Annotated in this window: 17 protein-coding genes and 1 pseudogene; all 18 read right to left on the bottom strand. The window is 46.2% G+C overall.

What is annotated here, in order from left to right:
• Positions 1 to 501 precede the first annotated feature (501 nt).
• Positions 502 to 1248, bottom strand: coding sequence for an SDR family oxidoreductase (locus tag ACTCCX_RS11275; protein ID WP_463276083.1), 747 nt, complete (start codon positions 1246 to 1248; stop codon positions 502 to 504).
• Positions 1249 to 1594: 346 nt separating this feature from the next.
• Complete coding sequence (locus tag ACTCCX_RS11270) at positions 1595 to 2440, bottom strand: alpha/beta fold hydrolase (protein WP_463276082.1); 846 nt, start codon at positions 2438 to 2440, stop codon at positions 1595 to 1597.
• Between the two features lie 27 nt (positions 2441 to 2467).
• A complete protein-coding gene (locus ACTCCX_RS11265) occupies positions 2468 to 3475 on the bottom strand; it encodes an NADP-dependent oxidoreductase (protein ID WP_463276081.1) in 1008 nt (335 codons plus the stop codon).
• A gap of 159 nt (positions 3476 to 3634) precedes the next feature.
• Complete coding sequence (locus tag ACTCCX_RS11260; RefSeq protein ID WP_463276080.1) at positions 3635 to 3778, bottom strand: SDR family NAD(P)-dependent oxidoreductase; 144 nt, start codon at positions 3776 to 3778, stop codon at positions 3635 to 3637.
• Positions 3779 to 3801: 23 nt separating this feature from the next.
• Positions 3802 to 4398 (bottom strand): TetR/AcrR family transcriptional regulator, encoded by a 597-nt coding sequence (locus ACTCCX_RS11255; RefSeq protein ID WP_463276079.1) that lies wholly within the window; start codon positions 4396 to 4398, stop codon positions 3802 to 3804.
• A gap of 383 nt (positions 4399 to 4781) precedes the next feature.
• Positions 4782 to 6287, bottom strand: coding sequence for a glucose-6-phosphate dehydrogenase (zwf, locus tag ACTCCX_RS11250; protein WP_463276078.1), 1506 nt, complete (start codon positions 6285 to 6287; stop codon positions 4782 to 4784).
• Between the two features lie 87 nt (positions 6288 to 6374).
• Positions 6375 to 7013: an NAD(P)H-binding protein gene (locus ACTCCX_RS11245; RefSeq protein ID WP_463276077.1), complete on the bottom strand. Its 639-nt coding sequence runs from the start codon at positions 7011 to 7013 to the stop codon at positions 6375 to 6377.
• Between the two features lie 90 nt (positions 7014 to 7103).
• Complete coding sequence (locus ACTCCX_RS11240; protein ID WP_463276076.1) at positions 7104 to 7469, bottom strand: nuclear transport factor 2 family protein; 366 nt, start codon at positions 7467 to 7469, stop codon at positions 7104 to 7106.
• A 193-nt stretch (positions 7470 to 7662) separates the two neighbouring features.
• Positions 7663 to 7821: pseudogene (locus ACTCCX_RS11235) on the bottom strand (FAD-binding protein); the annotation flags it as partial.
• Between the two features lie 230 nt (positions 7822 to 8051).
• Positions 8052 to 8495 carry an Lrp/AsnC family transcriptional regulator gene (locus ACTCCX_RS11230; protein ID WP_463276075.1) on the bottom strand — a complete coding sequence of 148 codons (444 nt, stop codon included), beginning with the start codon at positions 8493 to 8495 and terminating at the stop codon, positions 8052 to 8054.
• Between the two features lie 95 nt (positions 8496 to 8590).
• Positions 8591 to 9784: an MFS transporter gene (locus ACTCCX_RS11225; RefSeq protein WP_463276074.1), complete on the bottom strand. Its 1194-nt coding sequence runs from the start codon at positions 9782 to 9784 to the stop codon at positions 8591 to 8593.
• Between the two features lie 12 nt (positions 9785 to 9796).
• Entirely contained in the window at positions 9797 to 10549 is a 753-nt protein-coding gene (locus ACTCCX_RS11220; RefSeq protein ID WP_068622159.1) for an amino acid ABC transporter ATP-binding protein, read from the bottom strand.
• A 28-nt stretch (positions 10550 to 10577) separates the two neighbouring features.
• The gene (locus ACTCCX_RS11215; protein WP_463276073.1) at positions 10578 to 11549 is read right to left on the bottom strand and encodes an NAD(P)-dependent oxidoreductase; all 972 of its coding nucleotides are present in this window, start codon (positions 11547 to 11549) and stop codon (positions 10578 to 10580) included.
• Between the two features lie 11 nt (positions 11550 to 11560).
• Positions 11561 to 12781 (bottom strand): aminotransferase-like domain-containing protein, encoded by a 1221-nt coding sequence (locus ACTCCX_RS11210; RefSeq protein ID WP_463276072.1) that lies wholly within the window; start codon positions 12779 to 12781, stop codon positions 11561 to 11563.
• A gap of 13 nt (positions 12782 to 12794) precedes the next feature.
• On the bottom strand, positions 12795 to 13541 hold the full coding sequence (locus ACTCCX_RS11205) for an amino acid ABC transporter ATP-binding protein (protein WP_463276071.1): 747 nt from the start codon (positions 13539 to 13541) through the stop codon (positions 12795 to 12797).
• The gene (locus ACTCCX_RS11200; protein ID WP_463276070.1) at positions 13538 to 14248 is read right to left on the bottom strand and encodes an amino acid ABC transporter permease; all 711 of its coding nucleotides are present in this window, start codon (positions 14246 to 14248) and stop codon (positions 13538 to 13540) included. The genes ACTCCX_RS11205 and ACTCCX_RS11200 overlap by 4 nt, the downstream gene beginning before the upstream one ends.
• Before the next feature lie 15 nt (positions 14249 to 14263).
• Positions 14264 to 15082, bottom strand: coding sequence for a transporter substrate-binding domain-containing protein (locus ACTCCX_RS11195; protein ID WP_463276069.1), 819 nt, complete (start codon positions 15080 to 15082; stop codon positions 14264 to 14266).
• A gap of 14 nt (positions 15083 to 15096) precedes the next feature.
• On the bottom strand, positions 15097 to 15804 hold the full coding sequence (locus tag ACTCCX_RS11190; RefSeq protein WP_463276068.1) for an amino acid ABC transporter permease: 708 nt from the start codon (positions 15802 to 15804) through the stop codon (positions 15097 to 15099).
• Positions 15805 to 15896: the final 92 nt, after the last annotated feature.

Here is a 15896-nt window from a genome sequence, read left to right as displayed (position 1 = left end):
GCGTATTTTCGTGTAAAGTTGCCATTGAGAGAACCCCTTTCTTTGGTTGTTGGTAGTACATTAACCATAACAGATTGGGGTTCTTTTTTCACACCTTTTGGGTGTGAACGTGAAATAAAGAATACGTTGATAGAACAACATTTCAAGGTGTTTTCTGAAAACCTATGAATAATTCAGGAAGAATGATAGTAGGTTGTCAATTAATTTGTGAAATATTTTCTGCTTACTTTCATTCTTGTTGTTTGGTTGGGGGCGGCCGGAGTTGGCGGGACTTGCAGGATGCTGTTCTCCTGTTAGAAAGGTGTGGCCGGAGATAGGATACCGGTGACGTCGCTCTGCTCCGGTGGGAAGATTTTCGTCGGAGGACGGATTCGTGATCGACTGCCCTCCTCCTGCCAGACATGCCTTCACCGGAGGAGCGTCACCACAATCATTCAATACAACAAAAAAACTGTGCGCCGGAATGATCCGGTGCACAGGGCTTCACTTGACTGTCTTTGATTACCACGGTTGGATAGTCGGTCCAATCGTAAATTCGTTTACGTTGGTGTCCTCGGGTTGGTCGATCGCGAAAGCGACCACGTTCGCTACGCGATCCGGGCTGATGCCGTATTGTTTATAGATGATTCCCATGTCTTTGGCCATCTTGTCGTCGCTGATCGTTTCCAGCAATTCCGTGTTGATTGCGGCCGGGTAGATCGTTGCTGTCCGGATGTTGGTGCCTTCCATCGCCGATTCCATGCGCAGCACTTCCATCAGGTCGCGGACTGCCCATTTGGTGGCGCCGTAAACGGCTCCGCCTGGATATGCTTTAAGGCCAGCAACCGATGATGTGGTGATCACATGGCCGGATTTCTGTTTCGTGAATTCCGGAAGGACCGCTTCGATTCCGTTCAGAACGCCTTTGATGTTGACGTCCACCATCAGATGCCAATCCTTTGTTTTTAACTTCGATAACGGCGAGTTCGGCATCACGCCAGCGTTCAGGAAAATGACATCCACTTTTCCGAATTTTTCTTTTGCCAGATCAACCAGTTTTTTGTTGTCCTCGATTTCAGCGACATCCGTGACGCGGTAAACAGCTTCCCCGCCACCTTGAACGATTTCGTCAACCAATTTCTGTAATTTTTCTTCCCTGCGCGCTCCCAAAACCAACTTGGCTCCTTGGCTCGCCAACAGTCGGGCTGTCGCCTCGCCGATCCCTGAAGAAGCTCCCGTGATGATTACTACTTTGTCTTTGATTGCCATTATCTTCATCCTTTCCATTCTGACCCGGTGTATCAATAAAGAATCGAAAAACGTTTTTTGGTATCTGACAACTGCTTACCCATTTTTATTATACCACCGGCTACCTGTTGTAGGCTTACTTGAACCTTACTCCTTAAACTAAAGGTGAAGTCAAGGGACAGAAGTTGGAAAGTTCAAAATGTTTCGCTGACATTAGAGCGGTGATCTCCGGTGAAGGGGCTTTTGGTCGGAGGTGAGATATTGTTCATTTCACTGTTCTCCTGTTAACCGGTCCTCACCGGAGAACAGCTCCGGTATCTCAGCCCTCCTCCGGCCAGTAGCCCTTCACCGGAGGAGAGCCAAAGGATTACCTATTTAGGAATGCTAACACTTCTTTTGTGAATTCTTCATGGTATTGAAAGATTGAGCCATGACCGGCATCTTCATAAATCACAAGTTTACTGTTGGGGAGGCGTTGAACCAGATCATAGGAGTTCTCGGTCGGCACCATCCGGTCAGTTTCTCCATTAACAACAAGAACCGGATTGGTTATTTTTGACAGATCCGCTGGAGTTGATTTCCCCCATCCATGGATTGCTTTTAATTGTGTAAGGTATCCCTTTAAGCTGATCATTTTGTCTCGGTCATGCTTCCGTTCCTTAATTCTTGCAAGGAATTCTTTTGCTTTTCTTTTGCCATTTGATGTACGAGTAAAGAATAGATATGTTTTTACATCCGTTAATGTGAAAATAGCGCGCACTAAATCCTGGTTGGAAATTTTTGTTACATTCTCAATCCCTTTTCCACCACGAGGACCCGTTCCGGTTAAAATTACTTTTCTTACTAGAGATGGTTCCAGTTCCAAAAGTTCTTGAGCGATCATCCCTCCCATCGAAAGGGAAAGGATATCAATCTGCTTAAACCCCAGTGCTTTGATAAAAACTAGCGCATCTTCGGCCATTTCTTTTATCGTACCCGGCACCTGTCCACTGGATAAGCCTACACCCTTATTATCAAAAGTAATCACCCAATGCTGTTTGGCGATGCCGTCAATTATTCTAGGATCCCAATTATCAAGATTCGCTGATAAATGCGTGAAGAAAACAATGGGAACCCCTACTTTTTCCCCTATTTCCCGATACGCATACGTTATTCCATTAGCCGCTCTGATGCTTTGATTTGGAGCATGAATATATGTCTCGCTTTCCACCATACTTGTACGTCCTCATTTCTGTATTTATCATTCGGAAACTTTGATGACAACTTTCCCTTTTGGATGTCCACTCGCCACCAGATTCAATGCTTCATTTACTTGATTTAGAGTAAATTCAGTCGGATCGACAGCTGGGATAATATTGTTTTCTTCGATAATTTTTGAGATTTCTTTCAGTTGTGAACCATCGGAACGAACAAATATGAAACGATACTCGACACCCTGTTTTTTAGCTTTTTTATCAAATTTCGCCCCTGCCAGAGCGAATAGCAGTTGTTTCCACTTTGGAAATCCATGATCTTGTGCAAACTGTTTATTTGGCCCAGTTCGCAGGCTCAACAATCTTCCTCCAGGCTTGATGATCGACAATTCCCGATCAAATTCAGCAGCACCGAGTGTATCAATGACAAAATCCACTCCCTTTAAAATTTCCCAATAATTTTCTTTCGTGTAATCAATGTATTGAGTCGCGCCGGTAGCGAGTATCTGTTCCCGAGCAGTGGGATTCCCCGACACAATCACCTTCAGTCCCATGGCTTTAGCTATCGGAACAGCCATTTGCCCGAAACTTCCTGATCCTCCTGGGATGAATACCGTTTGCCCGGCTTTGGCATTTAGTTCCTCATGCAAGCCTTGGTACGCTGTCAGGCCAGTTAAAGGAGCGGCTGCCCCTGTAACAAAGTCGAGATTCTTGGGTAAATGCCAAATTGCTTTAGCGTCAACGGCGACATATTCAGCAAAAGCGCCTATATTGTCCAACGGAAGTCTTGTATATATCGCATCGCCTTTCTTGAATCCTGAAACAGATTTCCCAACCTCAGAAATGACGCCTGTCAGCTCATTGCCGATCGTTAGAGGCATCTCGTAATCTTGAATAAGTTTGACGCTTCCCGTGATGTTCAGTATTTCCAAATGATTGACGGCTGCTACCTTTACTTTCACTAAAACCTCGTGATCACCAATCTCCGGAATAGGAATTTCTACAACTTGCGTTTCAATTTTTTTCGAGTATTTTTTGATTTGAACTGCTTTCATGTCGCTATCTCCTTTATTCTTGAATGAACGTTCTCAAATATGCGAAAAAAAAATTAAGTAATCAGGGATTTAAAAATTTTCGCGGAATAAACAACACTTCCTAGGGAAATTACATATCCCAAAGCGGATGAGACATTAATCAATTGAGCGCCATCTGCATCAGCATAGTCTTTCGCGAATAATGTCGACAAATTTGGACTCTCTTCTTGCGATAACAATCAGGTTCTTTCCGCGTTTTGCAAATGCCAACGCAGTTTCGTAACCAATCCCTGAGCTGGCGCCTGTTATTACCGTGTATTTCATGGTTGGTTTCCCCTTTAATTTTTTTAAGATTGCTTTGCTGGATCATTATTCAGTATGGATAGCGTCAGATCAATCGTCGCATCCAACTCTTGTTGATTGGCTGTCATTTTGACTGACACTCTGACACCAATAAGTGCGTTATGGATATATCGTGAAAGTTGACCAATATCAAATGAACGGGCAACTTCCCCTTTTGCTTGTCCTTTACGTAATAGGTCCGCTATAAATTTTTCAGTCTGCTCAAAAGCAGCTTTTATTCTTTGAGACACTTCGTCATCAAGCAAGGATAATTCTACTGCCGTATTGACAAGCAGGCATCCCTTCGGATAGGTACTATCGGAGTAGATGGCCAGTTCAAATATTTTTCTGATGGACTCAACAGTGGTCATGTCTTCTGTTATTTGTTTCCTGAATTGAGAAGCGATCAGCGATTCGTAACGTTCCAAAGTTTGCACAAAAAGAGCATGCTTGTCTCCGAATGTATCGTATAAACTCCTGCGATGGATCCCCATCTGATCCACCAAATCCTGGATCGATGTTTTTTCATATCCTTGTTTCCAAAATACTTCCATCGCTTTATCCAAAGCCTCTACTTCATTAAATTCTTTGCTTCTGGCCAAATTTTTTTCTCCTTTCGAAAAGTGATCTATCTAGAATGAGCGTTCTCAATATAAAATACCACTTCCTATTGAATTAGTAAAGAAAATCAGCTTGAATTGCTCGAGGATGAAAAGTAGACTGAGCCATTATAGAAGCAGTCATCCAGATTACCGTAAAATCACAAAAAAGGAGTACTCAGCTGGTCGGTGAGCACTCCTCTATTATTTATATTTTGCTGTTCTCCGGTGAAGGTGATTCTGACTGGAGAAGCGGCCGCGTTCGTTCACTGTTCTCCGGTCAGCCGGTCCACACCGGAGAACATTACCGGTATCTGCGCTCTCCTCCGGTCGAGCAACGCTTCGCCGGAGCAGGGCACATCCGGCACGTGACATATTGCAGAAAGCTATCCCTTCAGCAATCCGCGCTCACGGTACCACTCATCCGGTCTCCAGGCCCACTGGTGGTTTTCTTTTTCCAACAGATCAAATGCTTCTTTTGGTCCCATTGTCCTTGCCGCATACTTCGGAATCTCGCTATCTTCGCTGTCCCACGTTTCTCGGATTGCGTCGACGATTCTCCAGGATTGCGCGACTTCTTCCCAACGCGCAAAGTTGGTCGCATCACCCAAAATCACATCATAGGTCAGACGTTCATAGGCTTCCGGGGTATTCTCCATCATTTCGCTGTCATGGCGATACTCCAATTTGATCGGCTGCGTATTGAATCCCTGGCCGATTTCTTTCCGGTTCATGGTCAAGGCGAAGCCTTCTGTCGGCTGGATATAGATGGTCAAATCATTTGCCGGGACATCTTTGTCAGCATCAAACGGATTCACGGGGACTTTCTTGAAAACTATATTGACGCGCGTTCCTTTTTCGGTCAGGCGTTTTCCGGTTCGGACATAGAAAGGCACCCCGTTCCAGCGCGGATTATCCACCATGAATTTTCCGGCTACAAAGGTTTCTGTCTTCGAATCGCTTGCGACATTCGGCTCTTCTTGATAGGCGACAAATCCTTCATCACCCAACCGGCCTGCCGCGTACTGCGCTCTGACGAAATTTTTGCGCACTTCTTCCGGTGAGTAGACGCGCACCGCATTCAGTGCTTTGATCTTGGCTGTCTGGATATTTGCTTCGGATACCGAAGATAATGGTTCCATTGCCAATAAGGACAACACTTGCAGAATATGGTTTTGGACCATATCTTTCAGAGCCCCGCTATGGTCATAGTAACCGCCGCGCTCTTCCACGCCCAATTGCTCGGCAAAAGTGATCTGGACATTTTCGATGTAATCACGATTCCACGAGGATTCCAGGAACGGATTCGTCAAACGGACGGCCAAAATATTTTGGATCATCTCTTTGCCCAAATAGTGGTCGATCCTGAAGATATCCTCTTCCGGGAACACTTGCGTAATCTGATCATTCAATTTTTCGGCTGATGCATAATCCATCCCAAATGGCTTTTCGATGACGACACGGTTGAAACCGTTGTCCGTCACGATCTGCTGCCCTTTCAGATGCGTCACGATCGGTCCGAAAAATTGTGGTGCCATCGCCAGATAGTACATCCGGTTCTGTTCCAAGTCATATCGGGTATCCAATTCGTCAGCCAGTTCTTTGAGGTGGACGTAATGCTCTACATCGGAAACATCATGCGCACGATAATAAAAATGGCTTAAGAAAGCAGCTTTTTCCGCTTCTGTCGGCTGGAATGATTGAATCGATTCCGAAACCACGTCGCGAAAATGCGCGTCGCTCCACTCTCTTCTTGCCGTCCCGATCACCGCAAAACGTTCCGCCAATGCACCACTTCGGAACAATCGGAAAAATGAAGGATATAATTTTCTTTGGGCTAAATCACCTGTCGCGCCGAATAAAACAATCAATACTGGATTTGTCTTTACCACCTTATCGCCTCCTGCTTAACTTTATATCTTTATCATACCACGAGTTGTGGAAAGTTCCATCCTCGATTTTGGGCGCGACTGTCAACGTTAATAAAACGATGGTTTCGGAAAATCCGTGTTGGGTTCGCTGACGCCTAAGCTTTTGTTAGAATGAATAGTCGGATTTTCGATGATGTCCATGATCAGACGAGCAACTGCTTGGCGTGATACTTGCGCGCCGATGAAAGGTTCGCCTTTTTGGCTGAACATATACTTTTCGTTGCCTTCCTGATTATAAAGCCACGTCAAGCGCAACAAAGTGAAATCAATTCCCGATTCCTCGATGATTTTCGCCGAATCCTTGTGGCGGTTTGTTCCGGTGCGGCCGACCATGCGTGCATTCCATTTTCCGAATTCGCCGATCACTTCGTCATAAATGCCAAGTATCGTTGCCCCGATTATTTTGGAAACGCCAGATTTTTTGGCGGCAACCACAATCGTTTTGGTTGCTTCCGGAGAATTCATGTCATTCAGATAAACGATCGCCACATCCTTCATCGCTTCCAGCAACTTGGCGGAATCGTTGAAGTCCCCATCAACGACTGTGACTCGGCTTGGGTCACTGTTTGCGATTCGTCTGTTCGCATTTCGGGCATACAGAACCAATTCTGCATCGGTTTCCTGCAATAATCTGTTAGTTAACATTTTTGAGATTTGTCCCGCGGCTCCTAAAATCAATATTCTCATGTGAAAAACCCCTTTTCTTCTGTTCGATAACCTTAGTGTAGACCATGGAATCCACTCCAAGTCAAACTGAAACGTTATGTGCAGCAAGCTTCAATACGTGCTGGCCTCTTGCCGGACAATGATCCACTCCCCGTTCCGCTTTTCGAAATAATTTTTGATCTGAAGTCTCCATGTGTGGCGTGAGCCATAGATGCGCGCATCCACTCTGCTTTGCCCGATGAAGCTGGCCTTGTCGCCATCAATCCTGATGTCCTTGATGTTCTCTTCTTTGGCTGAAAAATAGCGCATCTGTTCGCTTCTGATTTGTGCAAACCACTCATTCTTACTCTGGTCATATCCGGTCATGTGGATCAGATGCATGTCGTCCGCAAGAATACGATCCAGCTTGTCCATGTCTTTGGCCACCATCGCTTGATTCACCGCGCGGTACAATTCTATAATTTGTTGTTCATCCATGTTCATGTCCTCTTCTCTTGTTTCTATAGTGGTAAAATCTTTGTGATTCAAGCAAGTATAGAACTTGGAGTTGACTCCAAGTCAAGAGAGAATTTTTTATTCAAATGCTAAATAAGAAAAGAGCGAAGAAAAGGACGTTCCCTTCTCTTCGCTCTTCATTAATTACCGTTCTTCTATTCAACAAACAGCTTGATTATCTCTTTTTCGCAGCGTTTTTCCCTGCGATGCGTCCGAATGTGAAGATATCCGCTAAAGCATTGCCGCCCAATCGGTTGCCGGCATGGATGCCGCCTGCGACCTCGCCAGCTGCATACATGCCTGGTATGATTGCGCCAGCCTTGTCCAGGACATGGGGGTGCTGATAATCGCCCGAATCGGGGGAGGCTCTTCTCCTGCGAAGCAGCCCTCGCCGGAGATCCGATTCCGTTTACCCACCCATCTCCGGTGACTCGGGCTTCATCGGAGATGAATGTTATTTTCGGTATTGTTCTCCGGCCAAGAGGTCGCTCGCCGGAGATACGGCTCTCCACCGCACAAAAAAAAATAAGCAAAAACGCCGAAAATGGCTCTCGGCGTTTTTGCTTATTCATCTATTTGTATCTGCAGGCCGCGGGGACCGACATTTGTTGAGAAGACAATATGCGTTTTGGTATCGCCAAAGCGTTGCAGGTCCGTTATGAATTCATCCAACTCGATTGTGTTTGTAAAGTATACCTTCAATAGCATCGAGTAATCCCCGGTGATGCAGTCGCATTCTACGACATTGGGGATTTCTTCGATGTATCGGTAAAAATCCTGTTTATCCTTTGCGTTGACCGCGCAATTCACATAGGCTTTGATCAAAAAGCCCAATTTCTGATGGTCAAGAACAGCTTGATACGTCCGGATGTACCCCATACCTTCCAAATTCTGCAAACGCACGGATACGGAAGGTGACGAAATGAAACACTCTTCGGCTATTTGTTTGACAGTGATCCGGCTGTTTTTTTGCATAATATTCAAAATTTTCCGATCCAATACATCCATAATGACCCCTCCATCCTAACAATTCTCATCATATTCTTAATTTTAGTAAGAAAGGATAAGAGTTGCAAGGTTGGGCTCACAAGATGTGTCAGGCTTTATGACATTTGCTTCTTCCTCCCAGCAAACAGAAGGTAGACAAAGAGCGCGGTCAAGCCGAATGCTCCACAGAACAGGTACATGACGTGAAAACCGAAGAGACTGGCGATCACGCCCCAAAGTATCGCCCCGCCGCCGTACGCTACATCCAGAGCAGCCGAGAAAATCGCTATCGCGCGTCCGCGTTCCTGATCGGAAATGCTTTGCAAAACAATCGTATTCATGACCGGCAGCAGACTTGCAAACCCGATTCCATATAGGACAGCCGCCAAAAGAAGATGGACAAGATCATCGGCATAAGCAAGCAGGCCAAACGCTGCACTGATACTCAGAATGCTCCCGCAAATCAAAAACGTTTGATTGATCCGATTCAGCATTTGCGGGAAGAGAAACCGGATCAGAACCGTGACGACTGTCATCACAGTAAAATAATAGCCAGCCCCGTCTATATTCTTTTCGATCGCAAGCTGCGCGATAAATGCGATGACTCCGGAATTCGCGAAGCAAATCAGAAACATGATCAGACTCGGAAACATTACGCCCCGATTCTTTATGAGGGACAACGCTTCAGCCATTCCGCCATTCGGCTTTGCTTTTTCTCCGAAAAAAAGCGTTCTTGGCGATTCCGTACTTATAAAAAAGCTCAAAACAAAAGCCAAACTTGTCAATAAAAACGCCACCCGGAATAAGGCCTCGAATCCGTATGCTTCCACAACGGCCAACCCCAACAAAGGTCCGATTGCGCCAGGGACGGCTTGGGCGATGCTGAAGTAGCCCAAACCGACAGATAGCTGTTCCTTGGGGATCAAATCTGCCGCCATGGTCGCGGCGCTAGTCGCTTGGATGCTGTTGCCGATTCCTTGGATCAAACGTAATGCAAACAGCATAACCAACGTCTGCAGTACATTCAGCAAAGCGAAATCAAGGAACAGGATTCCCAGACCGATCGTGAGCAGCAGTCTGCGACCATACCGGTCCAATAAGATTCCGATCGGCAAGCGGAAAAACAAAGCCGCAATGCCTAAAATCCCTACGATGCTCCCAGCCACCGCTTTCGAACCACCAAGAGCAGTTACATAGAGGGGCAACGTTCCCATTTGGGTTGTGATTGCCGTCATCGCCAAAAAGATGATGCTGTTCACCAGGAGAAAATCCTTTGTCCAAAGCTTGCTTTTCACTTCCGTATATTCCACGTGTCATCCCTCTCAGACTGCTGTATTGAAACGGACTTGCATCAAAAATTGTTTTGTCCGCTCTTGTTTCGGATCCTCAAACACTTCTGCAGGTGTCCCTGCTTCAACGACTACCCCGTCCGCCATGAAAACGACTTTATCCGCCACTTCTTGCGCAAACTGCATCTCATGGGTAACAATGATCATCGTTTGCCCCGTGTCGGCCAATTGCCTCATCACATTCAACACATCCCCGACAAGTTCCGGATCAAGCGCGGATGTGGGTTCATCGAATAACAACAATTCCGGAGATAACGCCATCGCTCGGGCAATGCCGACCCGTTGCTGCTGCCCTCCTGAAAGTTGGATCGGATACATCCCTGCTTTGTCTGCCATGCCGACTTTTTCCAGGACGGAAGTGGCGATTGTTTCCGCCAGCTTTTTGGGGACTTTCCGAGGTGTAACCAAGCCTTCCATCACATTCTGCAGGACCGTCATATGGCTGAACAATTCATAGGATTGAAAAACCATCGCTGTTTTTCTGGCAATTTCCCGGCTCTGATGGGTTCCGATACGGCTGAGGTCATAGCGCAAGTCACCGAGTTCGTACATGCCCGCATCCGGTTGTTCCAAGAGATTCAAGCAACGCAAGAAGGTGGTTTTGCCGGAGCCGCTTGGACCGATAATGCAGACAACTTCGCCTTTATGGATGGTCAACCCTACATTTTTCAATATTTCGTTCTTACCGAAACTTTTTTTCAGTCCACTGATTTGTGCCTGGATCATCGTCATCTCCTCCTTCTTTTATGGATTCTCAAAGTGAAATCGTATTGCGGCAACTACCTGCGATTATGATGTCCCGCGCATTGGTCAACGAAGTCTCCACAATCTCCTGCACGGCCAATTCTGTATGGTAGGCAATATGTGGGGTGATCATGACATTAGGTAGAGCCGTCAAGCGCGAATAATACGGGTTCTTTTCCCAACCGACGGAGAAATATTTTTCCTCATCCTCCAACGCATCCAATGCTGCACCAGCCAATTTCCCGGTTGCTAACGCTTCGATCAGCGCTTCGGTATCAACAATTTTTCCGCGCGCTGTATTCACAAGACAGCTGCCGAGCTTCATTTTTGAAAAATTTTCCTTAGAAAAAAGATGTGTGGACTTTTCGGATAAGGGGATGTGGATGGACAGAACATCCGATTCCTTCAGTAGTTCTTCAAAAGGAACATAGCTGACTTTCCCTTTCAGGCGCGGATTTTCTTTTGAACTTGTGGCGATCACGCGCCCGCCTAAAGCATGGATCCCTTCGGCAACGACAGAACCGATCCGGCCTGTGCCCAGTATGCCGACTGTCACATCCTGCAGTTCCCGTCCGATCGCTGCTTTGCGGGACGATTGGGTTTGCAGGACGGTCGGAATATTCCGCAGGACCATCAAAATCGACATGATCGCAAAATGGCCGACCGAAGTGGGACTGTAGGAAGGAACATTCGTCACGGTCAAGCCGTATTTTTCGGCCCATTCGAAATTGATCCCGTCCACCCCGGTTGATTTGACCGACAATTGGTGGATTCCTTGTTCCCGCAATTTGCGGTAAAGCAGCTCGCTTTGGCGCATTTCCGGACTCGGATACAGGCAGACGCCATCATGTGGGCCAGCGAAATGGACATTTTCGCTGGATATGCCTTCGTTAATGATGGTCACGGGTATCTTGTTGCTGAAGCTCCACCGCTTGATGAATTTTTCTTCGTCAGCACTGACCCCATAATAAATCAATCTCATAATAATCCTCCTTAAATGACTTGTTTGGATGATGCAGGTGTCGCTTGTTTCAAGGCTTCACCGATTATTTTTACCCCGTCAACGATTTCCGAAAGTGTCGGTTTGGTGAAGTTCAAACGGAAATAACGTTCATAGCCTTCTTGCGCCACACTCATTATATTTCCTGGGATAACGGCGACCTTGGCTTCATCCAGTACCGTATAGAATATTTCCGGATCCAGATCATCGGCCATCTTGCAGCAGATAAAATAGCCGCCGGTCGGTTTGATGAACTGAATTTTGTCTTCAGGCAAGGCCTCAAGACCCGCAATCATCGTTTCAAATTTCCCCTTGTAATACAGCTTCAACGCCGAGACATGTTCTTCAAAGTCATGATTCTGCATGAATTCCGCCAGCATCACTTGCCAATAGAAATTGGTGTGGGAATCAGAAACCTGCTTGGCCAAAGCCAGTTTTTCCATGATTTCGTCCGGCGCCATAATGAAGCCCAATCTTGCGCTGGGTGCCAAAATTTTGGAGAACGAACCCGCATACATGACGCGGCCGTCCGTATCCATCTCCTTCAGCTTCATGATCGGTTCGCCGTAGTACAGGAGATCGCCATAAGGATCATCTTCGAAAATCAGCACATCATATTTTTGAGCCAGACTGTAGATGGCTTGGCGTTTTTCCAGAGGGATCGATGTGCCCAATGGATTTTGGAAGGTGGGAATGAGGTAAATGAACTTGATGCGTTGCTCGAAACGCAACAGTTCCTCCAGTGCTTCCACATCGACGGATTCTTCTGCGACATTCATCGGAATCGGTAAGGGAATGGCTCCATAGCCTTTGATTGCATTCACCGCGCCTGAAAAGGTTTGTTCTTCGCAGAGCACGACGTCTCCCTCATCACAAAGGACTTTCACGGCGATATCCATCGCTTGGGTGGAACCCGATGTGATCAGCACCTCTTCCTTATTCTGAAGATTGGCGGTTGCCGCCAGCCTTTCTTTGACCAGCTTGCGCAGCAAAGGATAGCCTTCAGAGGCACCATATTGCAAAAACGTTTCCGGATCGACTTCTGTGTATAATTTTTGCGAAATTTTTTGGAGTGTCTCCATTGGAAAAGCTTCAACCGGCGGAAAACCGTAAGCAAATGAAATCACATCTTTGGCTTCCATATTTTTGTTTGCATTCTCCCTTAAAGGAGATGATTTCAATTCTTTCATGCGATTTGCGAAACGATATGCCATCTGATTTCCTCCCCTATCTAGCCATTTGAGTTGTGAAACGGGCCAAAAAGGCTTTGGTCCGCTCTTCTTTTGTTTGTTCAAACACTTCTTTAGGTGACCCTTGTTCAACAATTTGACCATTTTCCATAAAAACGATTTTGTCCGACACTTCATATGCGAATTTCATCTCATGCGTCACCAACACCATCGTGGCGCCCGTTTCAGCGATATCCCGCAGGAGCGTCAACGTTTGTCCCACCAGTTCCGGATCCAATGCTGAAGTCGGTTCATCGAACAGGATCACTTTGGGATTCAACGCCAGAGCCCGCGCAATCCCGACCCGCTGCTGCTGCCCGCCGGATAATTGGCTGGGATAAAAATTTTTGCGTTCGGTCAGGCCCACTTGTTCCAGCAAAGCATCCGCTACTTCATACGCTTCTTGCTTAGTTCTTTTTTTCGTCAACAACAGCGGCATCACAATATTTTCGCGCGCTGTCTTGTTATGGAACAATGCATAATTTTGAAATACCATCGCGGTTTGGCGTTGGTGCGCCAAAATTTCTTTCGGATTGGCTTTGTTTACGATTGTTTCGGTCTCTCCCAGGAGAATGCTGCCTTTATCGGCCCGTTCCAAAAAATTCAGACAGCGGAGAAAAGTTGTTTTGCCGGAACCGCTTGGCCCCAGAAGCGTGACAACTTCCCCTTTGGCGACATCCATATCGATGCCTTTGAGGACTTCCTGCTTGCCAAAGCGCTTGTGGATATTGCGTACTTCCATCATAAAATCGCCCTCCTCAATTTACGGGTCATGCGCTGTTCAAGCATTTGCGCACCTTTTTCGATCACCAGGCTGATCCCCCAGTAGATGACCGCAACCGCCACATAGGCTTCCAGAAACCGGTAGTTTTGCTGGGCTGTGATTTTCGCAGCTGCAAACACATCGACGACGCTGACCATCGAGGCTAAGGAAGAAGCCTTAACCAGGCCGATCAATAAATTGCTGAACATAGGCAAGGAAATGGGGATGGCTTGCGGCAACAGCACCCGGCGAATCGTCTGCAGGTTGGTCATGCCCATCGATTTGGCTGCGTCGAACTGGCCTTTTTTGATTGCCGCAAATGCCCCGCGGAAGATTTCGCTGCTGTTGATTGTGGCCAACAGGCTCAATGCGGATATGGCGATCCATACCATATTGAAATCCCGGAACCGCAGCGACCAATTCATGGATTCCGACCAAACATCAAACTGTTTGGAAGCGATCAAGTACAGAGCGAGAATGATCAACACCATCGGAATGCCTTTCAACAAAGTGACGACCACTTGAAAAAATTGGCTCAGTCCTTTGATACGATAAAGCCGGATCAGCGCTATGCCTAATCCTAAAATAACGCCGATGACTATCGCTGTGATGGCCATGAATAATGTTGTACCAATGTATTGGCTTGCTACTTTCAATGATTGGATCATCACCTCAAATTTGAAACTCATGGCCCTCATCCTTTCTTATTCTGGCACGTAATCACCATCTAAATATTCTTCAGAAAGCTCTTTAATGGTTCCATCCGCTTTCAGTTCCTCCAAGGCTGTATTCACGGCATCGATGAAGGCTTGATCGGCTTCTTTATTGAAGAGCAAGTAGGCATTCGAATTATGAACGGGTTCGCTACCGATCGCTAAGTTTTCATCGAAGGAACGGTTCCAGTTATCCACTTGATATTTTGGCGCTAAACTCGCATCCACTGCTCCTGAAGTAATCGCTTGAACGATCTGTTCGTTGTTGTATTCGCCATAAATCAATTCGAAAGAACCGGGATTTTCTTCTAAATACGTTTCAGCCATTGCTGCCTGGTTCGTCGCTGTTGTGGCATATACTTTTTTCCCGGCAAGATCGTCGAAGGACTCATAAACCGCTCCTGCATCCGGATCAGAGACAATGTACGTATCCCATACCACGTAACCGACATCGCCATATACAAATTTTTCTTGGCGCTCTGCGTTTATTTCATATTCAAAGGCCGCCATCTCAACCTTACCGCTCTCCAGATTCGACAGGGTTGTCGGGAAGTCCGCTCCTTCAAAAACAAACGTGTAATCCGTCAGCTTTTCATCTATTGCTTTTACTACAGCAACATCATAGCCATCATATTCGCCATTTTCGTCCAGATAAGCATAAGGCAAAGCTTCATTCCCTGTACCTACTTTAATCTCTGTCGCGACGGTGTCTGCTGCACTCTCCGTATCAGCCGATCCGCTGCTGCATCCAGCCAAGATAACCCCTGCCATCAATAAACTTGCTCCCAATCCCAATGTCGACTTTTTCATAAATAATTCCTCCTTCAATTTATCTCGATTTTTTGAACCTTCTTGATTTCAACTTTTTTATTTTTAAATAGTGGAACGCTTGGCAATTGGAACGACGATTTTTTTGCTTCTGTGAAATTCATCCATTTCTCCAACACGTCAAAGACTCTTTCAAGAATAACGCTCAACGTAATGAACAGAATTGCCGCACCTACATAGCCTTCCAACGTGTGGTAGGTCACGGCTCCGATGGCCCGCGCTTTTCCGACCACATCCACTATCCCGATCGTAAATGCCAGTGATGTATCCTGCAGCAATGCTACAGTAGTGGTACCAAATGAAGGTAATGCTACGACAACAACTTGAGGAAGAATGACACGCAGGTACATTTGCGACTTCGTCAACCCACAAGCGATGCTCGCTTCTTTCTGTGTGGTCGGTACACTCAAGATTGCGGCTCGAATCGTTTCTGATTGAAACGCTGCGGTATTCAATCCGTAAGTAATGTAGATGAAAATAATTTTGTCCCATGATGACACATCAATTTGGATCGCCTGTAAGAGGCTGGGCACACCGTAATAAACGATGTATAACTGGACAAGAATCGGCGTCCCTCGAATAAAGGAAACAAATACTGCAGCTATTTGATTCAATATCGGTATTTTTTCCACCCTAATGAACGCAATAAAACTTCCCAACACCAAGCCTACAAGAGTCGCAATGCCTACAATCAATAGAATCAATTACGCTGTTCGCTTTTTTTGTAGAATTGAAAGAGAAAAAACAAAGCCGATGGCTTTTTCAGTCGCAAATATGCAGAATATGGGCCTCTTAA

The organism is Trichococcus sp. (assembly GCF_055118575.1).
Note: the sequence above shows the minus strand (reverse complement) of the source record. Positions and strands in the feature narration are given on the sequence as shown.